The 26,806-nt window shown below is 41.5% G+C and carries 23 protein-coding genes and 1 pseudogene; 1 reads left to right on the forward strand and 23 read right to left on the reverse strand.

Features of this window, described 5'->3' with window-relative positions:
- Positions 1–129: 129 nt before the first annotated feature.
- From mutS to ACFOU2_RS01760, 16 genes are all read right to left on the reverse strand, one after another.
- Positions 130–2,790, reverse strand: coding sequence for a DNA mismatch repair protein MutS (gene mutS / locus ACFOU2_RS01685; protein WP_377911645.1), 2,661 nt, complete (start codon positions 2,788–2,790; stop codon positions 130–132).
- A gap of 136 nt (positions 2,791–2,926) precedes the next feature.
- Entirely contained in the window at positions 2,927–3,463 is a 537-nt protein-coding gene (locus tag ACFOU2_RS01690) for an outer spore coat protein CotE (RefSeq protein ID WP_377911647.1), read from the reverse strand.
- A 531-nt stretch (positions 3,464–3,994) separates the two neighbouring features.
- A complete protein-coding gene (locus ACFOU2_RS01695) occupies positions 3,995–4,429 on the reverse strand; it encodes a RicAFT regulatory complex protein RicA family protein (RefSeq protein ID WP_377911649.1) in 435 nt (144 codons plus the stop codon).
- A 2-nt stretch (positions 4,430–4,431) separates the two neighbouring features.
- Positions 4,432–5,961: a tRNA (N6-isopentenyl adenosine(37)-C2)-methylthiotransferase MiaB gene (gene miaB, locus ACFOU2_RS01700; RefSeq protein ID WP_377911651.1), complete on the reverse strand. Its 1,530-nt coding sequence runs from the start codon at positions 5,959–5,961 to the stop codon at positions 4,432–4,434.
- Positions 5,962–6,175: 214 nt separating this feature from the next.
- The gene (gene tdh / locus ACFOU2_RS01705) at positions 6,176–7,219 is read right to left on the reverse strand and encodes an L-threonine 3-dehydrogenase (protein WP_377911653.1); all 1,044 of its coding nucleotides are present in this window, start codon (positions 7,217–7,219) and stop codon (positions 6,176–6,178) included.
- Between the two features lie 181 nt (positions 7,220–7,400).
- Positions 7,401–8,267 carry a 2-oxoacid:ferredoxin oxidoreductase subunit beta gene (locus tag ACFOU2_RS01710; RefSeq protein ID WP_377911655.1) on the reverse strand — a complete coding sequence of 289 codons (867 nt, stop codon included), beginning with the start codon at positions 8,265–8,267 and terminating at the stop codon, positions 7,401–7,403.
- A gap of 1 nt (position 8,268) precedes the next feature.
- A complete protein-coding gene (locus tag ACFOU2_RS01715; protein WP_377911657.1) occupies positions 8,269–10,008 on the reverse strand; it encodes a 2-oxoacid:acceptor oxidoreductase subunit alpha in 1,740 nt (579 codons plus the stop codon).
- A gap of 212 nt (positions 10,009–10,220) precedes the next feature.
- Positions 10,221–11,141 carry a dipeptidase gene (locus tag ACFOU2_RS01720; RefSeq protein WP_377911659.1) on the reverse strand — a complete coding sequence of 307 codons (921 nt, stop codon included), beginning with the start codon at positions 11,139–11,141 and terminating at the stop codon, positions 10,221–10,223.
- A gap of 133 nt (positions 11,142–11,274) precedes the next feature.
- A complete protein-coding gene (spoVS, locus tag ACFOU2_RS01725) occupies positions 11,275–11,535 on the reverse strand; it encodes a stage V sporulation protein SpoVS (protein ID WP_003181955.1) in 261 nt (86 codons plus the stop codon).
- Between the two features lie 364 nt (positions 11,536–11,899).
- Positions 11,900–12,694 (reverse strand): TIGR00282 family metallophosphoesterase, encoded by a 795-nt coding sequence (locus ACFOU2_RS01730; RefSeq protein WP_377911661.1) that lies wholly within the window; start codon positions 12,692–12,694, stop codon positions 11,900–11,902.
- Between the two features lie 137 nt (positions 12,695–12,831).
- Positions 12,832–14,391 (reverse strand): ribonuclease Y, encoded by a 1,560-nt coding sequence (gene rny / locus ACFOU2_RS01735; protein ID WP_377911662.1) that lies wholly within the window; start codon positions 14,389–14,391, stop codon positions 12,832–12,834.
- A gap of 292 nt (positions 14,392–14,683) precedes the next feature.
- Complete coding sequence (gene recA / locus ACFOU2_RS01740; RefSeq protein WP_377911663.1) at positions 14,684–15,733, reverse strand: recombinase RecA; 1,050 nt, start codon at positions 15,731–15,733, stop codon at positions 14,684–14,686.
- A 282-nt stretch (positions 15,734–16,015) separates the two neighbouring features.
- Positions 16,016–17,254 (reverse strand): competence/damage-inducible protein A, encoded by a 1,239-nt coding sequence (locus tag ACFOU2_RS01745; protein WP_377911665.1) that lies wholly within the window; start codon positions 17,252–17,254, stop codon positions 16,016–16,018.
- A 17-nt stretch (positions 17,255–17,271) separates the two neighbouring features.
- Positions 17,272–17,850, reverse strand: a complete 579-nt coding sequence (gene pgsA / locus ACFOU2_RS01750) for a CDP-diacylglycerol--glycerol-3-phosphate 3-phosphatidyltransferase (protein ID WP_377911667.1) — start codon at positions 17,848–17,850, stop codon at positions 17,272–17,274.
- Positions 17,851–18,140: 290 nt separating this feature from the next.
- Entirely contained in the window at positions 18,141–19,055 is a 915-nt protein-coding gene (locus tag ACFOU2_RS01755; RefSeq protein ID WP_449237044.1) for a helix-turn-helix domain-containing protein, read from the reverse strand.
- A 21-nt stretch (positions 19,056–19,076) separates the two neighbouring features.
- Complete coding sequence (locus ACFOU2_RS01760; protein WP_377911671.1) at positions 19,077–19,868, reverse strand: DUF3388 domain-containing protein; 792 nt, start codon at positions 19,866–19,868, stop codon at positions 19,077–19,079.
- A gap of 73 nt (positions 19,869–19,941) precedes the next feature.
- Between ACFOU2_RS01760 and ACFOU2_RS01765 the strand changes: the two genes are divergently transcribed.
- Positions 19,942–20,268: a hypothetical protein gene (locus ACFOU2_RS01765; protein WP_377911673.1), complete on the forward strand. Its 327-nt coding sequence runs from the start codon at positions 19,942–19,944 to the stop codon at positions 20,266–20,268.
- A 69-nt stretch (positions 20,269–20,337) separates the two neighbouring features.
- Here the strand turns inward: ACFOU2_RS01765 and ACFOU2_RS01770 are convergent, their stop codons facing one another.
- From ACFOU2_RS01770 to ACFOU2_RS01800, 7 genes and pseudogenes are all read right to left on the reverse strand, one after another.
- Positions 20,338–20,598, reverse strand: a complete 261-nt coding sequence (locus tag ACFOU2_RS01770) for a DUF3243 domain-containing protein (protein WP_377911675.1) — start codon at positions 20,596–20,598, stop codon at positions 20,338–20,340.
- 54 nt (positions 20,599–20,652) lie between these two features.
- Positions 20,653–21,372, reverse strand: coding sequence for an elongation factor P 5-aminopentanone reductase (ymfI, locus tag ACFOU2_RS01775; protein ID WP_377911677.1), 720 nt, complete (start codon positions 21,370–21,372; stop codon positions 20,653–20,655).
- 69 nt (positions 21,373–21,441) lie between these two features.
- Positions 21,442–22,728, reverse strand: a complete 1,287-nt coding sequence (gene yfmH, locus ACFOU2_RS01780; protein ID WP_377911679.1) for an EF-P 5-aminopentanol modification-associated protein YfmH — start codon at positions 22,726–22,728, stop codon at positions 21,442–21,444.
- Positions 22,728–24,011 (reverse strand): EF-P 5-aminopentanol modification-associated protein YfmF, encoded by a 1,284-nt coding sequence (yfmF, locus tag ACFOU2_RS01785; protein ID WP_377911681.1) that lies wholly within the window; start codon positions 24,009–24,011, stop codon positions 22,728–22,730. The genes yfmH and yfmF overlap by 1 nt, the downstream gene beginning before the upstream one ends.
- Before the next feature lie 227 nt (positions 24,012–24,238).
- The gene (locus ACFOU2_RS01790) at positions 24,239–25,198 is read right to left on the reverse strand and encodes an ABC transporter permease (RefSeq protein WP_377911683.1); all 960 of its coding nucleotides are present in this window, start codon (positions 25,196–25,198) and stop codon (positions 24,239–24,241) included.
- Between the two features lies 1 nt (position 25,199).
- Positions 25,200–26,258, reverse strand: a complete 1,059-nt coding sequence (locus ACFOU2_RS01795) for an ABC transporter permease (RefSeq protein WP_377911685.1) — start codon at positions 26,256–26,258, stop codon at positions 25,200–25,202.
- A pseudogene (locus ACFOU2_RS01800) lies at positions 26,255–26,806 on the reverse strand (heme ABC transporter ATP-binding protein); the annotation flags it as partial. The gene ACFOU2_RS01795 and the pseudogene ACFOU2_RS01800, both read right to left, overlap by 4 nt.

Here is a 26,806-nt window from a genome sequence, read left to right on the forward strand (position 1 = left end):
GATAACTGCATGTTTTTATTCGGATTGAATCATCAACGAAATCCGTTGGTTTTATGCCATTTAACTTGATGATTCAATCCGCGGGGTTGACATAAAAGGAGAGATTTTCCCCTTTTGGATTACCTTCTTTTATTTTTTCTTTAATTGCTTTTGAAGTTCATACATCTTATTTAACGCCTCAAGCGGCGTCATCTCTAATATGTCAAGGTCTTTCAGCTGGTGCAAAATCGTTTTTTCACGCTTTGAAAGAGCCGGCTCAACAGTTTGAGTGGTTTTTTGTTCATGAAAATCAAAAAATGAAAGCTGATTTTCTTGTGTTACCTGCTGAGGGATTAGCTGAGAAGCAGCGGCTGTTTCAGGCTGTGATTCTTCTCGCTGCAATGGGATATCAAGATCATGAACCGGTTCTTCCCCTTGCTGTTCAAGCTTGTCCAAGATAACACGTGCACGCTCGATAAGAGGGGCCGGCAGTTCTGCTAATTCTGCCACATGAATACCGTAACTTTTATCAGCTGCGCCTTCTTTAATTTTATGAAGGAACACAACTTTCCCGTTTTTCTCCACGGCACTTACATGGACATTTTTCACGCTGGACAATTCTTCTTCCAGTACAGTCAACTCATGATAGTGAGTCGAGAATAAGGTTTTACAGCCAATATGTTCGTGTACATATTCGATAATGGCCTGTGCTAATGCCATCCCATCATAGGTAGACGTCCCGCGCCCAATTTCATCAAGTAAAATTAAACTCGATTGAGTGGCCTTTGTCACCGCATTTTTCGTTTCCAACATCTCAACCATAAACGTACTTTGTCCTGAAACTAAATCATCCGCTGCCCCGATACGTGTGAAAATTTGATCAAAAATCGGCATGACTGCTTCATCCGCAGGAACAAAACAACCGATTTGCGCTAAGACAGCCGTTAAGGCCACTTGGCGCATGTACGTACTTTTCCCCGACATGTTCGGGCCCGTAATTAATAAAATGGAACGGTCATTGTCCATATAACAATCATTCGGGACATATTCTTGTGAGTTCATCACTTTTTCCACAACCGGGTGGCGCCCGTTTTGAATGACGATTTTTCCATCTTCAGAAAACGAAGGTTTCCGGTAGTGGCGTTCTTCACTAATTTTTGCAAAACATTGAAGAACATCAAGTTCGCTTACGATTTTCGCTAATGCCTGCAGTCTCGGAATGAATGCTTTAACTTCTTCGCGAAGATGCAAAAACAAATCATATTCCAATTGAACAATTTTTTCTTCCGCTTCCAATATGAGCGCTTCTTTTTCTTTTAATTCCGGAGTAACAAAACGTTCTGCATTAGCTAACGTTTGCTTGCGCTCATACATCCCTTCCGGCAATAAGGCAAGATTCGCTTTCGTTACCTCGATATAATAACCAAACACACGATTATATCCAATTTTCAATGACTTAATTCCCGTCTTTTCACGTTCACGCTGTTCAAGAGCGGCAATCCATGACTTTCCGTGTTTACTTGCATCCCGGTATTGATCAAGCTGATGATGATAACCATCTTTAATGATATCTCCCTCTTTAACGGAAAGAGGAGGGTTATCTTTTAATCCATTTTCCAATAAGGTTTCAAGTTCCTCGCACCGATCTATTTTGCCCGCCAGTTCATGCGCATAAGGATGATCCAAACGGGAAACCACTTCTTGAATGCCCGGCACTTTTTGAAGTGATTTTTTCAATTGGATCAAATCACGTGCATTGACATTTCCAAAAGCTACGCGTCCTGCCAAACGCTCCAAATCATACACTTCTTTTAATAACTCACGCAGTTCTTCACGCTCAAAAAATTGATTCATAAGCGTTTCTACCATATTCAAACGGTTTTCAATATGTTGTGGATTTAATAACGGACGGTCAACCCACTGCTTTAACAAACGTCCGCCCATCGCCGTAACCGTTTGGTCCAACAGCCATAATAAGGAACCCTTTTTTCCTTTGGTCCGAATTGTTTCCGTTAACTCCAAGTTTCGTTTTGAAAATAAATCAATCTTCATGAACTCGTTAATTTGATAAAATTGCACCGGCTGCAAATGATCTAATGAGCGCTTTTGAGTGCGTACTAAATAGTGAATGAGACGAGAGAAAGTTTGGACTAATTTTTCCTGTTGAATATTTCCGATTAAAGATTCAAAGTTTTCAAGGCTAGAAGTTTGTGATTCAAAAGAAATGGTTATTGCTTTTCGTTCCTGCAGTTTTTGCAGATGCTCGGCTGAAAAGTCCGAATCTACGACAATCTCTTTTGCTTCTTGCACATAAATTTCAGCAATGACTTCGTCCCAGCTTCCCGAAATGATGGTGACACTGTTTTCACCCGTTGATAAATCAGAAAACGCTAAACCGTACGTGCTGTCTTCAAATTGTGTGACAGAACAAATATAGTTATTTTCCTTCTCTTCAAGCCCAGCCTGCTCCATCAGGGTTCCAGGTGAAATGACTTGAACTACTTCACGCTTGACGACACCTTTCGCACTTTTGGGATCTTCTACTTGCTCGCATATAGCGACTTTATATCCTCTTTCAATTAAACGGTCAATATAATTTGTCGCAGAATGATACGGGACACCGCACATCGGAATACGCTCACTTCCGCCTCCATCACGGCTTGTTAATGTGATTTCCAGCTCTTGAGACGCTTTCACGGCGTCTTCAAAAAACATTTCATAAAAATCGCCCAGGCGAAAAAATAAAAAGGCATCTTCATAATCTGCCTTTATCGTTAAATATTGTTGTATCATCGGCGTATATGTTGCCATGTGAATCCTCCATGCTATCTATCTTAAATTTCATTCATTAAAGAATGGAATGGTTGTATATGTATTATAACATACTCTTCAACATACAATATGGCTCACCTCCTCAAGAGATGAGCCCTTAATCATAAAACGTTCATTATTCTTCGTCACCGAGGATGAAATCTGTGTTTAGAGATTCGAATTCATCATCATCCACATCAAAATCGTCATCATCGGAGCAACCTTCCGGATCTACGGCAACGCATACTTTTGTTTCGCCAATGACTTCAGCCAATAATTCCCTTTCTACTTGTACCAACACTTTATTTCCATTAGGAGAAATTGTACATTCCAAGCAGTTTGGCTGCTGCAGTACGCGTACAATTACTTCACAATCATCACTGACGGCATCTTCATCTTTGTAACGGAGCTTTATGACGTCTTTATAAGCTACCGTCTCTGTACATACTTCCGTTTTCGTATTATCTCTGTGTGAATACCATATATTTATATCGTATGTTCCCTCTACTTCCACTGCATTTCCACACTTTTCTGCTCTATACTGATGATTAATAACCCAGCAGCCAAGAATACTTGTAGGTCTGTTGGGTGGTGCAATTGTGTGGGATGACTGTGTAAACTTTCTCCCTTTGCCGACGACCGCTTTTGTAATAATTTCTCTATAATGTGACATGCGAACATACCCTCCTCAAACAATCTTCATTTCATCCTATGCATGTTTTATAACAAATTTGCATTTTATTTTGTAAAACTAAAAAAGCATAAAAACCGCTATAGTTCATTGTATGCTCGCATGTGCCAAGAATGACCTACTTTTCAAAAAGGGCGAGAATCCAAAAACACCCTCGCCCTTTTTGAAAAGCATAAGGGTTTGACAAGTTATCTTATAATCTCTTGTCAAACCCTTATGCAAATAAAAAAGAAAGGGCGGTGAATACCCGCCCTTTTCGCTTTTCTTTGTTGTCTAGCTGCGAAAGCCAAGCCGTACGGCTGTTTCACTTCTTCCTGCGGAGTCAAAAAGCGACTCCTTCTCAGAAGCTCCAACATCCTATCGGCTTAAACGGGCTTTCTCCGCTTTTCTTAGTTGTCTAGCTGCGAAAGCCAAGCCGTACGGCTGTTTCACTTCTTCCTGCGGAGTCAAAAAGCGACTCCTTCTCAGAAGCTCCAACATCCTATCGGCTTAAACGGGCTTTCTCCGTTTTTCTTAGTTGCATGAACCCATTCCGTTTGTTGCGCGCACTTTGGAACCTGTCTCACCACGGAGCAGGTCTCCCCCGGTCGATTCGATGATATGGTCTGTTACATGTTTGGAGATCGTGCTTGCCACTAATTGTAACAAGTCGTTTACAACTACTTGCGACTCTTGGAAATCTTGAATGATTGGAAGTTCATCTAATTCTGCTTGGATTGCATCAATTTTAGCTTCAACTTGCTTTAATGCTTCCGTTTTACCGTAATGCTGAAAGTTGACGGCTTGTTTTTGCAAACTTTTAATGCTTGCAATCATCTCCCGCACTTTTTGGTTTTCGTTTAATTGTGCTTCAGCACGCTTGAAAAATTCTACTTCTTCTGTTTCTGCAATCATGTTGGCAAGTTCCCTGGCGCGTTGTACAATTTCGTCTTTTGTATATGGTGCCATCTTTATTTCACCTCTGCGACTTCTTCTACCATTTCCCCATTTAAAGACCAAGTTTTAGCTTCAGTAATTTTCACTTTGACAAGTTGACCGATCACTGATTTTGGCGCTTTAAAGTTGACAAGTTTATTTTTTCGAGTGTACCCGGCTAATACATCCGGATTGTTTTTACTTTCACCCTCTACTAGTACTTCGACAACTTTCCCCTCATATTCCTTCAATTTCTGAGCAGAAAATTCATTGACAACGGCATTTAAACGCTGTAAACGTTCTTTCTTCACTTCCATTGGTACATTATCCTGCATTTTGGCCGCTGGTGTACCTTCACGCGGTGAGTAAATGAATGTGTAGGCACTGTCGAATCCAACTTCACGATAAAGTGATAAGGTTTCTTCGAACTGCTCTTCTGTTTCATTCGGATAGCCAACAATGATATCTGTTGTTAACGAAACGTTTGGAATTGCTTCTTTAATTTTACGAACAAGTTCTAAATATTGTTCACGTGTATATTTACGAGCCATGATCTTCAAGATTTCAGTGCTTCCTGATTGAACCGGCAAGTGGATATGGTCAACTAGGTTTCCGCCTTTTGCCAACACTTCAATTAAATGATCATCGAAATCACGCGGATGACTTGTTGTAAAACGAACACGAGCGACATCAATTTTACGGATTTCATCCATTAAGTCACCTAAACCGTACGTGATATCTTCGAAGTCTTTTCCGTATGCGTTAACGTTTTGTCCTAATAGGGTAATCTCTTTATAGCCTTGTGCAGCTAAGTGACGGACTTCTTGGATAATTTCTTCCGGACGGCGGCTGCGTTCTTTACCGCGAGTATAAGGAACGATACAGTACGTACAGAACTTATCACAGCCGTACATAATGTTTACCCATGCTTTAATGTTACCTTTGCGCACCTTTGGAAGGTTTTCGATAACATCCCCTTCTTTAGACCATACTTCAATTACCATTTCTTTTGATAAATAAGCTTCATTTAAAATGTTCGGTAAACGGTGAATGTTGTGCGTACCAAAAATCATGTCTACATGCTGGTGTTTACTTAAAATTTTATTAACAACTGACTCTTCCTGTGACATACAGCCGCATACACCTAAAAGAAGATCCGGTTTTTCTCTCTTTAATTGTTTTAAATGGCCGATTTCCCCGAACACTTTATTTTCCGCGTTCTCACGAATCGCACATGTATTTAAAAGAATGACATTCGCATCTTCTAAACGATCAGTTGGTTCATAACCGAGTGCCATGAAAATACCCGACATAACTTCTGTATCATGCTCGTTCATTTGGCAGCCATACGTACGAATGTAAAACTTGCGGCCGTCTCCCATACCTCTGAACTGCTCATCAATCTTGAAATCATGATGGTATTTAACTTCTTCTTTTCCGCGTTTTTTTGCATCCTTTAATGAAGGAGGCATATAGACTGTTTGGAAATATTTGCTGTAATCCTTTTCGGATTTTTTGTCCGAAGGATTAACTTGCGTGCTTTCTAGACGTTGTTTTTCGTTCATTCTAATTCTCCTTTCAACTATTTAAAAGATAGTCACATTATCTTAGTATATATCTTCCTCCTCTAATACACAATAAGAGGATACATGGAAGTTGGCCCTCCAGTTTCCTTTAGGGCCAACTTCCGTGAAAAAGAAGAAAAGAGTAGTTTCAAAACACTAAAGATAGAAGTGAACCTCAATTGTGCAGATAATCTGAACATTCCGCAATTTATAATTAAGGTATTAAAATGACCTTGCCGCAATTCCCTTGTATCATTAAGACAAAAGCTTCTTCAAACTTTTCAAGCGGGAACCGGTGGGTGAGCAATGGAACCATATCCACTTTTCCTGATTGTAATAGCTGTGAAACTTGCTGCCACGTTGAAAACATCTTTCTTCCAGTGATTCCTTGAACGATAACGCCCTTAAACACGATATCATTCGTCACATCGATTTCTACAGGCCGGGTCGGCAAACTTAAAATAGAAACACGCCCGCCATTTGTAACCATTTTGAATGCTTGATTGATTGCAGCCGGATTCCCGGACATTTCACAGATGACATCTACACCATAGCCTCCTGTTGACTTGATGGCTTGCTTTACAGGGTCTTCTTTTATGGAATGAATGACAATCGTTGCACCCATTCTTTTGGCCAGTTGCAGTCGATATTCATTCACATCGAAGGCCAATACCTTTGATGCTCCGGCTGCTTGCGCAATGCTGATCGCCATTAATCCGATGGGGCCGCAGCCGATGACAGCCACTGTCTTTCCTGTCATTTCTCCTGAGAGGACAGTATGTGCAGCATTCCCCATCGGTTCCTGGATCGCTGCCACTTCATAAAGCATATTTTTTGGATTTTTCCAAATGTTACGTTCAGGTAACGCCACATACTCCGTAAAACATCCATTTGTATCCACCCCGATAATTTTCGTTCTCAAGCAAATATGGTACTGTCCCCTTAAACACGGCGGGCATGCGCCACATACTAAATGGGTTTCAGCCGATACCTTGTCACCCACTTGAACATTGGTAACTTTTTGTCCCACCTCGACGACTTCTCCTGCAAATTCATGACCGAATATATAAGGAGGGTGAACACGGCTTTGCGCCCACTCATCCCATTTGTAAATGTGAACATCCGTACCGCAGATGGATGTGGCCTTAACACGCACCAACACCTCGTTTTCCCTTAAGGTTGGAATATCTACTTCCTCCAGCCTGCCCCCCGCTCCCCGATGATGTTTCATTAATGCTTTCATTTGTCCTCTCAACATGAACACTCTCCTACCCTTAAGATGCCTTCTTATTGATATTTTTTATATTATTCTCTTCTCTCAAATCTTGTACTTAAAGCTAACGTGTCCATGTGAAAAAGATATGCGAGCACATTAAAGAGGGTAGAAGGAAATAAAAAAAACCCTGCTTAGCGGATAAGCTAAACAGGGATTCCTATTCTTACATAAATTCAGCAACTAGTTTGTTGAACTCCTCTTCAGGCAAGTTTAAGTCTGCATGTACAAGAGGTGTTTCACTGTATCCATGAGCAAGCTCCTGATAAGATTTTTGCTCTTTATTTTGATAAATCAGACCAGTTACTAAACCTTTTTTGTCCATCAATGTTTGCATTGCCATGTTACGGTTGCCAGGATCGTAATTTTCAACAGAGCTTAAGCTTGTTAAGTTTTCTTTGAACCAATCGTAAGTATTCACTTTGTTATAGGTTACACAAGGGCTGAATACGTTGATTAATGAGAACCCTTTATGTTGAATACCTTGTTCGATTAAAGAAGTCAACTCTTTTAGATCACTTGAGAAGCTTTGTGCAACGAATGTCGCACCAGCCGTTAAAGCAAGCTCCATAATGGAAAGCGCTGATTCAACTGACCCTTGCGGCGTACTTTTTGTTTTAAAGCCAACTTCACTGCGCGGTGAAGTTTGACCTTTTGTTAAACCGTAAATTTGGTTATCCATAACGATGTATGTGATATCGATGTTACGGCGAATAGCATGTACTGTATGACCCATACCGATTGCAAAACCGTCACCGTCACCGCCTGAAGCGATAACTGTTAAATCGCGGTTTGCCATTTTTACACCTTGAGCAATTGGCAACGAGCGGCCATGAATGCCGTGGAAACCATAAGAGTTAATGTAACCGGAAATACGTCCAGAACATCCGATACCGGAAATCACTGCCAACTCATGCGGCTCAAGACCCACGTTAGCAGCTGCACGCTGAATAGCCGCCTGTACAGAGAAGTCACCGCAGCCAGGGCACCAGTTTGGTTTTACACTATTACGAAAGTCTTTGAATGTCGCCATTTTAGAACAACTCCTTGCATTTTGAATAAAGTTCATGTGGTAGGAATGGATTTCCATCGTACTTCAATACGTTTGAAATCTTCTCAGCGTGCCCTACATTCATTTTCATTATATTTGCAAGCTGTCCTGTTGCGTTATTTTCCACGACAGCGACTTTTTTAGCTGACTGCACAAGAGGTAAAATTTCGTCTGTTGGGAATGGATGAATCAAACGAACATGTGCATGGTTTACTTTTAATCCTTCGTTTTCTAAAAGAACCATAGCCTCTTCAATTGCGCCTCTTGTTGAGTTAAAACCAACGATTAGAAGATCAGCCTCTTCATGTTTGGCATCTTTATGTACCGGTGTTTTAAAGTTGATGTTCTGGGTTTTGCGAAGACGTTTGTCCATCTGCGCTCTGCGGTTTAGCGGTGCTTCAGACGGCTTACCGGTTTCATCATGCTCTACCCCTGTTACGTGGTGAATACCGTTTGGTACGCCAGGAACAACACGTGGTGACACACCGTCTTCTGTTACTTCATAGCGCTTGAAGTATCCTTTGTTTTCTATCTCAGGTAATTGAGGATTTAGCTCAAGCTTACCGCGGCGAATTTCAACTTTATCATATTCTAACGGTTCTACCGTTTGTTTACCTAAAGAAAGCTGTAAATCCGTTAAAAGAATAACCGGACATTGGTATTCTTCTGCAAGGTTAAACGCTTCTACTGTATCATAAAATGCTTCTTGTACGGTACTTGGTGCCATTACGATTTTTGGAATTTCACCATGAGTACCATAGATCATCGCCATTAGATCTGATTGCTCTTGTTTTGTCGGAAGACCTGTACTTGGACCACCGCGTTGTGTATCTATGATAACGACAGGTGTTTCGGTGATACCCGCTAAACCGATTGCTTCCATCATTAATGAAAGACCAGGACCCGCAGATGCTGTTAATGCACGAACACCCGCATAGTTTGCACCGATTGCCATTGTACATGCCGCAATCTCATCTTCTGTTTGAATAACCGTTCCACCAAGTGCTGGAAGCTTTTTAATCAAATATTCCATAATTTCTGACGCTGGAGTAATAGGGTATGCAGGCATAAAACGTGATCCCGCTGTAACTGCGCCTAACGCAATAGCATCATTACCGATCATGAACAAACGTTTTTTGCCGTCTGCTTTTTCAAGCTTCATTGTTTGGACGTTGTCGCCAAGTTGTTGTTTAATAAATTCCGAACCTTGACGAATCGCTTCCATATTCTTATCTACAACTTGTTGGCCTTTTCGACCGAAGATTTCTTGAACCATTTCCTGGAACACTTCAATATCTAAATCGAGCACTGCACTTGATGCTCCAACTGCTACCATGTTTTTCATTAAGGAAGTTCCAAGTTCAGTTGCAATCTCCGTAAATGGAACTGAGTATAAAGTAACGGCAGTATTTTCAGGAATGGTTGGATTAAATTTTGCATCCGCGATGACAATCCCGCCGTCTCGAAGTTCGTGGAAGTTCACATCAATTGTTTCCTGGTCGAAAGCTACTAAAATATCAAGGTCGTCAGAAATAGAGCGAACTTGAGTCGTGCTTACACGAATTTTATTGTTAGTATGACCACCTTTAATACGAGATGAAAAGTGGCGATACCCGTATAAGTAATACCCTAAACGATTTAACGCGATGGAGAAAATTTCCCCTGTACTTTCGATGCCTTCCCCTTGCTGTCCGCCAACTTTCCATGAAAGTTGTTTTACCATATCTTACACCCCTTTAATTACGATGATCCTTACAAGTATTAGTGTAGCACTTCTCCAAGCAAATCACTAGAATGAAAACTTTTAGTCTATAAAAATCTATCTCATTGTTTGGATATGTACTAATCGTCTACAATTCTAGACCTATCATCAGAAAATTGCAAGCCTTTCCAAAGATTTATTGACGAAAATATGACTATTTTTAGATTTTTTTGTTACTTTGGGATTCTTTTATAGAAATTGTGAAAAAGGAAGTTATTCACTTGCGAATCAGAATAATATTTCAACAGCCGATTTTTCAACTCATCGTATCCCCGATAGTTATGTAGCCCGTCCGGTGTTTCACTGATACCGTCAAAATCTGAGCCAAAACCAATATGATGCTCTCCGCCAAGGCCGCACACATAATCAACATGCCTCAACACATCATCAATGGTCGCATCTTGTCGCTCCGTCAAAAATTCAGGCACAAATGTAATTCCAATCACTCCATTTTTTTGGATGATTGCTTTTATTTGATCATCTCTTAGATTCCGAGGATGGGGACAGAGTGAATAGGCGTTCGAATGGGAAGCAATGAGATAATCGGCCGTCTCAATGACATCCCAAAATCCTTTAATAGATATATGGGATACATCTGTCCATACCTTCTCCTCATTATTTGCCTGCACAATTTGTTTTCCGAAGGAAGAAAGGCCAGCTCCTCTTTCTTCTAGAATTCCGTCGGCTGCAGCATTGCTATAATTCCACGTCAATCCGACCGCGGACACCCCAAGGCGGAATAACGTATACAAACGGGCCAAATTATGGCCAATTGCATCACAGCCCTCAAGTGTCAACACCGCTCCGATTTCATCCTCTTTCAAATAATCGATATCTTGCTTTGTGCATACAAGTTTCATATTAGGAATCGATAAGATGTGCGTATGGAATAGCTGAACCATTTCAAGCGCTACATCAAATCGCTGTTCATACGTTACACTTTCCGGAACATAGATAGCAAACAACTGCACTTTTGCACCCGTTTCTTTTAACGTTTTAAATGTCACATGTAAGATATGATTATGTAAAAAAGATAAATGGGGGTTCATCCATAACTTCATCAGCACATCACAGTGAGCATCAAATATTTTCATAAAATATCTCCCTTTTCTCCTGTACTTTGTTGATAAGTTAATATAAAAAAGAGCAGTAAAAAGACGGAACATACAAAAATGGATCAAAAGTGCACGTACACTTTTGATCCATCCCCTTCAATGCCTGCTATATTTAGCGCGGCTCTACAATTAATTTAATTGCTGTTCGTTCCTCTCCATCTATCTGAATGTCCGTGAATGCCGGAATACAAATTAAGTCAACGCCGCTTGGTGCTACAAATCCTCTTGCAATCGCTACTGCTTTTACCGCCTGATTTAATGCTCCTGCCCCAATAGCTTGAATTTCTGCTGCACCTCTTTCACGCAATACTCCCGCAAGTGCACCAGCTACAGAATTTGGGTTAGATTTTGCTGAAACCTTTAATATCTCCATTCCGAGCTCCTCCTTATTCTTTACAATGTATGCTGAGCGTTCATTAGAACATTGGGTTATTGATTTCATTGATACTATATTCACGATATTTGGAACGTATTCCTGCTTTCCCTTCCTTTTTTTCAAAAAATTCAATCATTTTTTCCGCTGGAGTTCTTGCATTCATTCTCTTTTATCCGAAATAAGGCTATACCATCACCTTGTATAGAGAAGACCTCATGTTATTAAACTAAAATGAACCGTCAAAGAAATCCCAAAACGGGTTTCTCATGACGGTTCATTTGAGAGAATGACTCATAAGTTCACAAATGAGTTTCTTTTGCTTTGAATGCGCAATAGGAACGACTCGTTTCTTGCTTCATCATCATTCAAAAAAAGGATAATCGTCGTTAATTAAAATTCGATCAATCTTCTTTGCCTTACCAGTTTTTCGATCAACATCGATAACGACCGCACTTAATTGTTGGCGGCCTTCTGTTACTTCAAAACGGACAGGAAGATTCGTCAAAAACCTTTTGATGACGGCTTCACGTTCCATTCCTAAAATACCATCGTAAGGACCTGTCATCCCTACGTCCGAAATATAAGCTGTTCCATTCGTTAGAATACGATTATCAGCTGTTTGGACATGTGTATGTGTCCCCACCACAGCTGTTACCTTTCCATCTAAATACCATCCTAATGCCTGTTTCTCACTTGTAGCCTCCGCATGGAAATCTACAAAAATCACTGAAGCACGCTTTTTCGCCTCTTCGATTAGTTCATCAGCCTTTTTGAACGGGCAGTCAATGGGCGGCATGAACGTGCGCCCCTGCAAATTAATGACAGCTACTTCTTGGTTATCACAAGTAAAGTACACAATCCCCTTCCCCGGCACTCCTTCCGGGTAATTGGCAGGACGAACCATCTGTTTGGCATCATCTATAAAATCAAAAATATCTTTTTTATCCCACGCATGATTACCGAGCGTTACCACATTTGCTCCCAGTTCTAGAAAACGTCGGTAAATTTTTTCCGTAATCCCCTTTCCATGGGCCGCATTTTCTCCGTTCACGATCGTGATAGACGGCAAATACTTTTGTTTTAATTTAGGTAAATATGTTTCAATCATGTCGCGACCTGGAGATCCGACTACATCTCCGACAAAAAGAATTCTCATTATAAAGCCCCTTCTATGTAGTGTAGTTCAATTTTGTTAATAGCTTATTATAGCACAAATGCTACCTTCAAAGCACATTAAGTAAAATACAAAAAAGGCCGAGAACACAAAACAGTCGTTCTTGGCCTTTTCTTGCTCTATTTTGCATATTCGACAGCGCGTGTCTCGCGAATAACCGTTACTTTAATATGACCAGGATAATCCAATTCCTCTTCAATACGTTTGCGGATATCGCGTGCTAATCGATGAGCTTCTAAATCATCAATCGTATCTGGTTTCACCATGATACGAACTTCACGTCCGGCTTGAATCGCAAACGATTTCTCTACACCTTCATATGACTCTGAAATCTCTTCCAGCTTTTCAAGGCGGCGAATATAGTTTTCAAGCGTTTCGCTTCGTGCACCAGGACGTGCGGCTGATAAAGCATCTGCCGCAGCAACAAGAACGGCAATAATAGACGTTGGTTCCGTATCACCATGATGTGAAGCAATAGCATTTATAACGATTGGATGCTCCTTGTATTTCGTCGCTAATTCTACCCCAATCTCAACGTGACTGCCTTCTACTTCATGGTCAATGGCTTTTCCAATATCATGCAGTAAACCTGCTCGTCTTGCCAGCACTTCGTCTTCCCCTAATTCGGCAGCCATTAAGCCTGCCAGGAAAGCCACTTCCATTGAGTGCTTTAAGACGTTCTGTCCGTAGCTTGTTCTGAATTTCAAGCGTCCTAAAATCTTGATTAAATCCGGATGGAGACCGTGAACACCTACTTCAAACGTAGTTTGTTCACCCACTTCGCGAATATACTCGTCCACTTCTCGACGAGACTTTTCCACCATTTCTTCAATTCGGGCAGGGTGAATACGTCCGTCTTGAACAAGTTTATCAAGAGCGATTCTCGCAGTCTCACGACGAATAGGATCAAAACCAGAAAGAATAACGGCTTCTGGTGTGTCGTCAATAATTAGATCAATACCTGTTAAGGTCTCTAACGTACGAATGTTCCGTCCTTCACGGCCGATAATGCGACCTTTCATTTCATCATTTGGCAAGTTGACAACCGATACCGTCGTTTCTGCCACATGGTCAGCAGCACAACGTTGAATCGCAAGGGAAAGAATCTCTTTCGCCTTTTTATCTGATTCCTCTTTTGCACGGATTTCACTTTCTTTTACCATAAGAGCAAGCTCATGGGAAAGCTCGTTTTCGACACGTTCAATTATGATTTGACGTGCATCCTCTCGCGTTAAACTTGAAATACGCTCCAACTCCGCTTGTTGGTTACGCACCATCTCTTCCACTTTGCTTTCCATCTCTTCAATCTGCTGTTGTCTAATAGCGAGAGAATCCTCTTTCTTCTCTAACATCGCTTCTCGCTTATCTAAAGATTCATCCTTACGGTCAAGATTCTCTTCTTTTTGCATTAATCGATTTTCTTGTTTTTGAAGTTCAATTCTGCGATCACGAATATCTTGTTCCGCCTCTGTACGAATAGTATGAATTTCATCTTTCGCTTCAAGCAGGGCTTCTTTCTTTAGGGCGTCTGCCTCACGTTTCGCTTCGTCAATGATTTGATCTGCAACTGACTTTGCGCCCGCTATTTTAGCTTCCGCAATCGATTTGCGAACAAAAAAGCCAACAACTGCACCGACGATAGTGGCAAGCAAAATGAAGATGATCGTAATTGGTTCCATCATATCACCTCCTCTTGCTATGAACTTGTTAGTAACATTAAAAATTGTCGGCATGTATATTGTTTCATGTTTCAACATACACACAAAGGCTTTTAACAGTCTTCAATACTTGAAAAATGGAAAATATACAATTTAATTGTAAAGGCGGTCAATTTTATTGTCAAGCCTGTCATACTTTGTCATCCTTGAAAAATAAAGACTGAAACGGCTTTCATGAATATCGGGTCACTTTCATTCCTTTTAGTTCCGCCTAACAAAAAGAGACACACGGTCGTGTGCCTCTTTGAGTAGCTTACAGTTCAAATTCTTCTTGGTCTTCATCTGCCATTTCTGCTGGAACAGTTGCTTCGCCATTCTCATTTAAGCCGTAATGGTTACGAATTTGCATCGCAATTTCTGTGCGAAGATCTGGATTCTCTTTTAAGAATTGCTTCGCGTTCTCGCGTCCTTGCCCCAGGCGCTCTTCGTTGTATGAATACCAAGAGCCGCTCTTTTGAACGATATCCAATTCTGTACCAATATCCAAAATCTCGCCCTCTTTTGAAATTCCTTCACCATACATGATGTCGACTTCTGCTGTGCGGAATGGAGGTGCTACTTTATTTTTCACAACTTTTACTTTCGTTTTGTTACCTACAATATCATTACCTTGTTTTAATTGTTCAGCTCGACGCACTTCTAAACGTACGGATGAATAGAACTTAAGCGCGCGTCCGCCTGGAGTTGTTTCAGGGTTTCCGAACATAACTCCAACCTTTTCACGAATTTGGTTGATGAATACCGCAATCGTTTTAGATTTATTGATAGCACCTGATAGCTTACGGAGAGCCTGTGACATTAAACGTGCTTGTAAACCTACATGTGCGTCACCCATTTCCCCTTCAATCTCTGCCTTTGGAACAAGAGCAGCAACTGAATCGATAACGATGATATCTACAGCTCCGCTTCGAACAAGAGCTTCTGCGATTTCTAACGCTTGTTCTCCTGTATCCGGCTGAGAAAGAAGTAAATCATCGATGTTTACACCCAGCTTTTGAGCATAAACCGGATCAAGGGCATGCTCAGCATCGATGAATGCTGCTTGTCCCCCCTGTTGTTGTACTTCCGCGATTGCATGAAGAGCGAATGTTGTTTTACCTGAACTTTCAGGTCCATAAATTTCGATAACACGTCCACGTGGATAACCACCCACTCCTAAAGCTACATCAAGGGCCAATGAACCACTCGGAACCGTTGAAATTTTTCGTTCTGTTTGCTCTCCAAGCTTCATAATAGAACCTTTACCAAATTGCTTTTCAATTTGTTTTAACGCCATCTCAAGCGCAGCTTGACGATCGTTCACGTAATTTCCTCCTCTATGTCGACTTGCCTCTGCAAGTTTCATTTCCCATTTATAAAATCATCGAAACAGTTAAATTTGTTTCGTAAAGCTTACTAGCAACTTTCTATTAATACTATACAGTTTTTTTGATCATTTGCCAAGCAAAAAACGAATAAATGTTCGATTTTTTCATGGAGGCGGGCAGCCGCCTCCATGAAAAAACCAGTTGCGCTGAAGCGCAACTGGTAAAAGAAAAAGCTTCCATATTCTTAACAGCGGGCAACCCGAGAGCAGGTGCCCAGACTAGACATGCAATAATCGAAGCAGGTAATGACATCCGTATTTGACCGTTTTGGTACGGATGGATTGGCGATCGCCTGATAATTGCAGGTGAAATACCTCTGTTGGACAGTCTTCAATTGCAATTCCCATAAACACCGTGCCTACTTCTTTTCCTTCTTGTATTTTCGGTCCCGCTACCCCTGTAAAGCTAATACCAATATCTGAACCACAAAGCTTTCGAACATTTTCGGCCATTTCTTTGGCACACTGATGACTCACAGCTCCATAATCGTGAAGGGTATCATGGGATACACCAAGACAATGCTCTTTCACATCCGTATGATAGCTGACAATCCCCCCGCGGGTAATACTTCCCGCACCTGGAATAGAGGTTAACCGTTCACTGAACAACCCGCCGGTTAAGCTTTCGGCACTGGCAATAGTCAACTTTTTTTCTTTAAGCGTTTCAGCTAATTCGGCATAAAGAGAAGTGTCATCATAGCCATAGAAATACTCGCCGACCCGCCGCTGAATTTCTTTTTCTGCCTCATCCAGCATTTTCATCGCCTCTTCTAGTGATGAATGCTTGGCTGTTAACCGTAGTGTGACCTCCCCGTCGCCCGCTAAAGGGGCAATGGTAGGATTGGATTGGCGGTCAAGCAAATCTTCAATTTCTGTTTCAAGCTGAGATTCGCCGATTCCGAAAAAACGCAGGACACGCGATTCAATCCGTTCAGTCTTACCGAGCTGTTTCTTTATATAGGCCTGTCCGAATTTCTGGAACATCGGCTGCATTTCTTTTGGCGGACCAGGCAGCAGCATATAATGAATATCATCTATTTTAAGAGCCATGCCTGGAGCCATTCCATAGTGGTTGAACAACACGGTGGATCCTTCCAAAACGAGCGCCTGCTTTCGGTTATTTGGTGTCATGACCCGATTTGTTTGGCGGAAATAATCTTCAATACTGTCAAGTGCCCCTTGATGGATGACCAACTGTTTGCCGAGTACCTCTGCAATCGTCTCTTTCGTTAAATCATCTTTGGTCGGGCCCAATCCCCCTGTGAAAATAATGAGATTCGCCCTTTGCTGCGCAGTTTCAATCGCCTTTTTTAATCTTGTCCCATTATCCCCTACCACGGTGTGATAGAAGACATTTACACCAATTTCAGCCAGCTGTTTTGAGATAAATTGAGCATTCGTATTGGCTATTTGCCCGAGCAGCAATTCAGAACCGACCGCAATAATCTCCGCATTCATGTTCTTCATCTCGCTTTTCATTTAGAATTGACAAATGCATGCTTGTTTTTCGCAAAGTAATCCCATCCTGATACAATCGTAAAGATTACTGCAATCCATAGAGCGATCGTCGCAAATGGAAACGATACGAGCTCGAACGGTAAATTATGTAGCAATAGAGCGGAAATGGCCACAATTTGTGCCCATGTTTTAATTTTCCCAAGCATATTTGCCGCTACAACTTCTCCTTCCCCCGCAAGCACTAATCGTAAACCTGTAACCGCAAATTCCCGGCTGATAATAACAATGGCCGCCCATGCGGGAGTGAGCTGAAGCTCAACTAACGCAATCAAGGCAGCAGATACGAGCAATTTGTCGGCAAGAGGGTCCAGAAACTTACCGAGATTTGTTACAAGGTTATATTTTCGCGCATAATGCCCGTCGATCCAATCCGTCGTGGAAGCAATGATAAAAATAACGGCTCCTACAAGGTGGGTAACGGGGATTGACACAGAACCTGCCTGCCATTCTCCCCATGAAATCGGAACAAGCATAATCACTAGAAATAAGGGAATTAAACATATTCTTGAAATCGTAATTTTATTAGGTAAATTCACAGTTATTCCTCCAATATCACATTAAGCAGTATGAAACGTAGAGAAGATAGGGTGACCTACACCACGAAAAGACATAGGTTTAGATTACCCCATCAAATGAATCGACATGAAAAATCCAATAAAGCCAAAAGTCTTGTTGACGACTCATTTGATTCGAAGACTCCTTGTACAACGAAGGAGCAGGCTTTGAGTCCACTCCTTCGTACAATGGGCTTTCCAGCTAAATCCGATAGAATCGAATATTTCCGTTTACTCCCATTGCACATGAATAGAAAGACGATTATTTAAACTTAGGAATTGGCTCCATCAGCCGGCGAATATTGAATCGTAATGATTTGCTGTACTTGATCGCCCGGATTGAATGGAAACTGTACAGTTTGTCCATTGATCTTCAAATCTGTATCAAGTGTATTTCCGATGTTAAAGCGAATTTCTGTTTCTTTTGTAAAATCGAATGTTTTTGATTCTCCCGCTTTTAACATTCCTTGATAGAAAGAGTTGCCTTTTCCGTTTTTAATTCCTACCCACGTCTCACCTTTTGAAGTAACTTCCACTTGAAATTCATCTGCATTCTGTAACTGAAGAACTGCTGTTTTACCACTTTTTTGTGTTTCGATAACTTTCTGATCATTCGTTCCTTCTTTCGGCTTTTTAGCCTCATCTTGTTTTATGTTGTCTTTTTCATTATCCTGCTCTTTTGTTTTCTTTTCCGATTCTTTTGCCGGTTTTTCTTCTGTCGATGATAATTCTTTCGATTGTTCTATCTCTGTTACTGTTTCCGGAGAAACCTCTTCTTTAGTTTTAGCCATTTCTCTATTTTGGGCAAACACCCAGATCAATACGGCAATCCCGATAATTCCAACTGTCAATAAAATTTTCGGCAATGCGTCGAAGATTTTGGAATCCTGTACTCCTGACTCCTTGTGGGTACGGACACGCGATAATTGGTCGGGGAGTTCTTCTGTCTGTGTGGCAGGAATATCAGACTTATACTCCTCGAAAATTTCTTCCGGATTCAATCCGACCGTTTCACAATATTGCTTAATAAAGGCACGAACATAAAATTTCCCCGGCATTAGTTCGTACTTTCCTTCTTCAATGCCAATCAAATAACGCTTCTGGATTTTTGTCAACTTCTGTAGATCCTCAAGTGACATGTTTTGTTGCTCTCGCGCTTCTCTCAGTCTTTTACCTAGTTCTGTCAATGATAACACCTTCCAATTATGTTAAAAATCAAACATCGAGAAACCGCCGTTTGAAAACATAGATGGGCCTTCAACTGCTTCATATGTAATTTCTTCATCCGGATTGTTACGCAGCTCAATGATATATTCAAAATCATCCAAAGAGTATTCCGAGTTTTGCACAAAAATATCTGGATGTTCAATGATTTTAGTAGCAGGCACACGCATAATTTCTCTTACCAGCTGCCAATGTTTTTCATTGGCTCTTCTTGTTGAGACAATTCCATCCAAGATAAAAATGTTATTTTCATTGTACTCTTCTTCAATAAGTTGACTGCGAATCGTTTGCTTCAGCAAGGTCGAAGACACAAATAACCAGCGCTTATTAGCACAAACACTGGCTGCAACGATGGATTCAGTTTTACCTACACGCGGCATTCCTCGAATTCCTATTAACTTATGTCCTTCTTGTTTAAAGAGTTCTGCCATAAAATCAACCAGCAGCCCCAATTCATCGCGAACAAAACGAAATGTTTTTTTATCATCTGCATCTCGTTGTATGTAACGTCCATGTCGTACTGCAAGACGATCACGCAATTTTGGTTGTCTTAATTTCGTGACAGTTATATTATCCATTGTCTTTAATATAGATTCAAGTCTTTCAATTTGTTCATTGGAATCACAGCGCAAAAGCAAACCGCGCCGTTGATCATCTACACCATTTATTGTGACAATATTAATGGACAACATTCCTAATAAAGAAGAAACATCCCCCAGCAAACCAGGTCGGTTTTTTTGGATTTGATATTCTAAATACCACTCAATCTTTGACATGAAACCCTCTCCCTAAACAAGGATTAAATTACCTTTTTATCTCATTCAATAATACTAATTCCCCTTGAAGTATGTGAACGAGCTTGATTCACTTGAAGCACACGGACGTGCAAGTGAAGACGTTGCGACAGGACGTCGCGTTCTTAGTCTTCGTTCCTTCGTTGTCCAGTTCCGCACGCTATGCTCTACGGTTACTTCATCACCTCCACGAAGTCAAAAAGCGACTTCTCGTCGGCGGTTCCAGCCTCCTATGAGCACGAGCGAGCCTGCTTCCCTTTTCCTGATTGTCCAGCTCCAGCGGCTAGGGACTGGCTTCGCTTCTGGTGAAGAAGCGAAGCCAGTCCCTGAACGAGCCGCTTCCGCTTTTCTGCATATATTAAATATAAATGATTTCGTATGATTAATAAACCCTGACTTTGTGAACGAGTGTATTATTTATGTAAAAGAAAAAGAGAGGGAAATTCCTCTCTTATTGTGGTGTGCCATTATTTTGGACAAGTTTTACCATCGTGCTTGCAATTGCTTGCTGCTCTTCTGGAGAAGCTACACTCCAAAGATCTGCCAACACTTTTTCTTGTGGATTTTTTGCTTCTACCTGAGTTGCTAAATAACCACCAATTTGATAAGCAAGGTTGGATACAACCTCATTGCTCATCCCTTCGTTTTGTGCATGGTGTAAGCGATTCGCTAAAAAGTCTTTCCAAGAATCCCAGTTCTCTAATACTGACATGAAGAACCCTCCTTTAGGTTTGTTCATATCGTAGTTTGTACCCTTACACATTTTTTATGTATGCCATCCGCCATTAACTGAAAGAATTTGTCCAGTAATATAAGATGATTGGCCAGAGGCCAGGTAGGAGACCGCATCGGCTACTTCTTCACATTCCCCTAATCTTCCCATCGGAATTTCTTCGCAAATCAGCGCTTTGTCTTCCTCTGTAAACACATCCATCATTTTACTGTTTACAGCTCCAGGCGCTACTGCATTTACACGAATGCCGCTCATGGCCACTTCTTTGGCTAACGCTTTTACGAAGGCGTTTTGGGCACCCTTCACAGTTGAGTACAGCACTTCACAGGAAGCACCTGTTAATCCCCATATGGAAGAAATGACGACAATGTTCCCTCGTTTGCGCTGAATCATAGAAGGCAATAATTCCTTCACGAGTTGGAATGGACTTGTCACATGCAACTGTACCATTTTTTGTATTTGAACATCATTCATGTCTGTAACAAGGCCTACATAGCTGCTGCCGCTTGTGTACACGATTAATTCGATTGGCACGGATAGTTGATTACACAGCTTCTTGGCCCCATCTGATTTTGTAAGATCGGCTTGAACAACAATGACATTCGTATTTTGCAGCTCTCTTTCTAGCTGCTTTACCGCTTCTATTCCTTTATTATAATGGAGAACAAGGGAGTAGCCATCCCGAGCTAGCCTTTTAGCGGAAGCGGCTCCAATTCCTCCGCTTGCCCCGATAATCAATGCATATTTTTCCAAACTTGACGCTCCTTACCAAAACAGAAAAAGCTCCCTTCCTCTTGCAAAGGGATGCTTTTCTCCATCTTTTTATTGTTTCGGGACGATTTGACAAACCGTCATGTTGTTTTCATCCACCAGTTCGTTTGTTACCCGCTCAATATCTTCTGTCGTTAACGTTTCTAACACATCCACTACATCAAACAAATTCATGTCATTAAACGCATATCTTGTGAATTGGTTGGCGATAAATTCGGGAGAGTTGAGAGAACGCAGAAATGCGCCGATTTTCTTTTTGCGAACTCGATCCAATTGTTCTTTAGTCATTGGATTTTCTTTCATTTTGAGTATAATGTCCTTTATTTTCTCAGCCAGATCATCCGGCTTTTCGGTATCCCCGCCAATAATCGCAAACCCGAAACCTGTCTCTTCCGTATAATCATAAGAGAACGTTTCGTCAATCAGCCCTTCCTGATACAGTTTTTCATAGTGCACAGAACTTTTTCCGAATAAATGATCAAGCATAATATTCACGGAAAGTTCATGTACAAGCATTTCCCGGCCTGAGCGCTGTGGGTGCTTCGCTTTGATTCCAACCAAACATTTTGATGATTGAACGCTCATCGGGAGCACTTGCTTCTCTTTTGCGACACCCTCTGGCTCTTCTTCGAAATGACGCTTGATTTCCGCTTGATCCTGATAATCCTTTTTCGCTTGGTTATCGCGGATTTGATTCATCACTTTCTCAGGATCGACTGGACCAACAACGAACAGCAACATATTGCTCGGGTGATAAAATGTTTCGTAGCACGTATACAACCATTCTTTTGTAATTTCAGAAATGGAATCAATCGTGCCTGCTATATCGATTTTAACTGGATGATGATGGTACATGTTTTGAATCACACCAAAATATAAACGCCAATCGGCATTATCATCATACATCGTAATTTCTTGACCGATAATCCCTTTTTCTTTCTCAACTGTTTTGTCGGAAAAGTAAGGTTCTTGTACAAAATCCATTAACGTCTCGAGATTTTGCTCAAAATTAGATGTACTGGAAAATAGATAAGCAGTTCTCGTAAATGATGTGAAAGCGTTGGCGGAAGCTCCCTGTTTGCTGAACTGCTGGAACACGTCACCATCTTCTTTTTCAAACAATTTGTGTTCCAAGAAGTGGGCAATTCCATCCGGCACTTTAATCATTTCATTTTCTTTTAAAGGGACAAACTTATTATCGATGGATCCGTATTTGGTTGTAAATGTTGCATATGCCTTATTGAATTCTGGTTTTGGCAAAATGTAGACTTCTAGTCCATTTGGCAATTTTTCATGATATAACTCTTCTTTTAGTTGCGAAAACGGTATTTTCTCCATTATTCTTCACCGCCCATTCCTCGTAAAAAATAAATCGTATCTTGCTCGATTTTCTTCGCCGCTGCGATGACTTCTTCTTTTGTCACTGCTTTAATACCTTGCAAGTAATCCTCGATTGAAATCGTTGTACTGGCCAATTCGTTATGATATAGGACTTCCACTAAACCTCTTGCGGTATCGATTGTCTCAAGAATCTGATTATGAATAACGGCCTTTGTTTGCTCAAGCTCCTGTTCTGTAAAATCGCCTTTTTTCATCGCTTCCATTTGTTCATTAATAATCTTGACAGCTTGTTCATAGTTTTTAGCATCAATGCCAGACATGACCATTAATAATCCTTTATGGCTTTCCACACGTGATGCCGCATAGTAAGCAAGACTCGCCTTTTCGCGAACATTAATAAATAATTTCGAGTGGGAAAAACCGCCGAAGACGCCATTAAACACCTGCAAAGCAAAATACTCCGGGTCCCCGTATACTATATTTGTGCGGTAGCCGATATTTAATTTTCCTTGTTTGATATCTTGTTTCTCAATGACTTCGTTTACCTTTTCGATGTTTTTCTGTGTCGGTTCCCCTCGATATTGGCGTGTCCTCTTGGCAGGTAACGTAAACACCTGTTTAACAGATCCAAGTACCTCTTCTTTGTTAATATCGCCAATGATATATAAATGAAGAGAGTCCTCTTCTAACACCGATTGATAATACTCATAAAGAGAGGCTGGTGTGATGGCATCAATATCTTCTACACGGCCATTAACATGAAGATGGTACGGTTCTCCTTTACACATTTCTTCTACAAGACGCAAGTTTGAATAGCGCATTTTATCATCAAATACAGCCTGAATACGCTGACGTAACGATCTCTTTTCTTGCTCTACGACATTCGGCAAAAACACATTGTTTTCCAGAGCTGGTTTTAATAAAATATCGCCCAATAGCACCAATGCCTCTTTTAAAAGAGGAGTCGTATCTTTTAAATATGCTTCATTCGCTACATCTATGCGAAAAGTCATATCATGCCATTCGCCTTTTTTTAATAAGTCCACTTGTAAAGTAGCCCCATATAAATCATCTAAATAAGTGCGGAGCTTTGTGGTTGACGGATAGGAAGCGGTAGCGCTTTGGAGCACATACGGCAACAGGGCCCTTAATGTCACCGTATCTTCACGCAGCGGTGAATTAAGTTTTAAAATCAGTGTGTTCGTTTTATATTTGGCTGTTTGAATCGTATGAACGGTCAATCCATTTAACTCATGTTTTTCTTCCGTTAACAACTTCATATAAAAACCTCCTTTTCAAACTGAACATTCATTATGACAATCATGAAGCCATGTTTCTAGTTTTAATCACTTATAACTGTTTTAATCTTTCTTACACTATAACGAACATATGGAAACATTTTCAACTTAAAAGTAATGATAGATGAATGAATTTTTTATGTAAATGGAAGCCAATTGACTTTCTTTTATATAAAAAATCATCCCGCCTTATTAGGCGGGATGATTTTTTAACGTTTTCCTTTCTCATATGGTGTTCCCAATGCTTTTGGAGCTTCGGCACGGCCTACAAAACCGGCCAGCGCTAAAATCGTTAATACATATGGTGCAAGGGTTAATATGAGTGGTGGAATATCCTTTAGCAATGGAATTTGTGCCCCAATCAAGCTCAGGGACTGCGCCAGGCCGAAGAAGAGTGCCGCACCCATTGCCCCGATCGGGTGCCATTTTCCGAAAATCATCGCTGCAAGGGCCAGGAAGCCCTGTCCGGAAATCGTGCCGCCCGCGAAGTTCCCCGAAATGGACGTTGCATATACCGCTCCGCCGATTCCTGCAAGAAATCCCGAAATCATCACACCTGTGTAGCGCATTCCTGTTACGTTAATCCCCATTGTATCTGCCGCCATCGGATGTTCCCCTACAGATCGAAGGCGCAAGCCGAACGGCGTTTTATAAATGATGTACCAAACAATGAACGCAACCAAAATCGCCATATAGGATGTAACCGGAATCGACGAGAAAAAGATGTTGCCCAATACAGGAATATCAGACAAAACCGGAATATCACTTTTATTGATACGGAAATCGATAAAGTCCGTTTGTCCTTTCCCAAAAATCTTTTTAATTAAAAAGACCGATAATCCCGCAGCTAAAAAATTTAATGCTACACCGCTTACCGTTTGATCTGCTTTTAATGTAATGCTGGCAACCGCATGGATAAGCGAGAAGATGGCGCACGCGACCGCCGCAATGAGAATGGACAGCCATGGCGAAACCGCTCCTAATGAATCTTGCATCATCAAGGTGGTTAAAATACTTGTAAACGCACCAAAAAGCATAAGTCCTTCCAATCCGATATTCACCACACCCGAACGTTCACTAAATACACCGCCAAGTGCGGTAAAAATCAGTGGAGCAGCCGTTAATAAAGTGGCCTGGATAATGGTAGCCAAAATGTCTAAAAAGCTCATCCTACTTCCCCTCCTTGCTTAAGCGATTGAAGAACCAGCGAATCATATAGCTCGACGCTACGAAGAAGATGATTAAGGCAATGACAATATCGATCAGCTCAGAGGGAACGTCCGCCATAAAGTTCATTTCAGGAGCGGCCGTTTTCAATCCCCCGAACAATGCAGCCGCCAAAACAATCCCAACAGCATTGTTTCCGCCCAACAACGCCACCGCGATTCCATCGAATCCTGTACCCGTAAAGGCAGAGAGGCTGTTCATATTTTGGAACGTGCCAAGCCCTTCCATCGCTCCCGCCAGTCCGGCAAATGCGCCGGAAATCGCCATGGATAATACGACATCTCGGGCTACATTCATCCCCGCATACCGAGAAGCATGCTGGTTATAACCAACCGCACGCAATTCATAGCCTTTTGCCGTTTTGTTTAATAAGAACCACATCACTAAAGCAGCGAGAAGCGCTATAATAATACCATAGTGAAGGCGCGAGTTATCCGTAATCGACGCAAGGAATGGAGAAGCCAATGAAGCCGACTCTTTAATGTTGTATGATTTCTCGTTACCTGCATATAAAAAGTTTTTGATGATGGCACTTGTTGTATATAGCGCAATATAGTTCATCATGATCGTGACAATGACTTCATGAACTTTTAGACGGGCTTTTAACAGGCCAGGGATGAATCCCCATAACGCTCCCGCCAATGCAGCCGCTAGAATAGCCAGGGGAAGGTGAATAGCCTTGGGCAAATCAAAGGCGTAACCTACCCATACGGAAGCAAGCCATCCCACCAGTAACTGCCCTTCTACCCCGATATTGAACAGGCCTGTTTTAAAGGCAAACGCGACCGCAATCCCCGCTAAAATAAGCGGTGTCATTGCGCGGATGACTTCTCCGACTGATTTTGGACTTCCGATCATTCCGTCCAAAAGAGAGCTGTAACCAACAACCGGATCGTAGCCGCCGAGAAACATGATGACCGCTCCAGCCGCCAGGCCGAGGATCGCTGCCAGCACAGGGATGATAATATTGACCGTTCGCTCATTTTTCAAAAACTTATTCATGACATGTCCCCCACTTTCTCACGTTTTCCCCCAGCCATCAACAGCCCCAACTCTTGTTCGTTGGTCGTTTTTGGATCGACAATATCGACAATCTTTCCTTCATAAATCACGGCAATGCGGTCGCTTAAATTCATGACTTCCTCCAATTCAAGCGACACGAGTAAAACCGCTTTTCCTTTATCACGTTCTTCCACAAGTTTAGAATGGATGAATTCGATGGCACCAACGTCCAAACCGCGCGTCGGCTGTGCGGCGATCAACAAATCAGGACTGCGGTCCACTTCACGGGCGATAATGGCTTTCTGCTGGTTTCCGCCTGACAATGCACGGGCAGGTGTGTATTCACTCGGTGTGCGGACATCGAATTCTTGAATCAGTGACTTTGCTTTTTCATATATCTTTTTATAATTCAAGATGCCGGATTTTGAATACGGCTCTTTGTAATATGTTTGCAGGGCCATGTTCTCCCCGATTGTGTAGTCCAACACAAGTCCATGTTTATGGCGATCCTGCGGAATGTGCCCGACGCCTGACTCGGTAATTTTTCT

The sequence above is a fragment of the Bacillus songklensis genome, from assembly GCF_042649685.1.
GTDB classification, from domain to species: Bacteria; Bacillota; Bacilli; order Bacillales; family Bacillaceae_H; genus Bacillus_BA; species Bacillus_BA songklensis.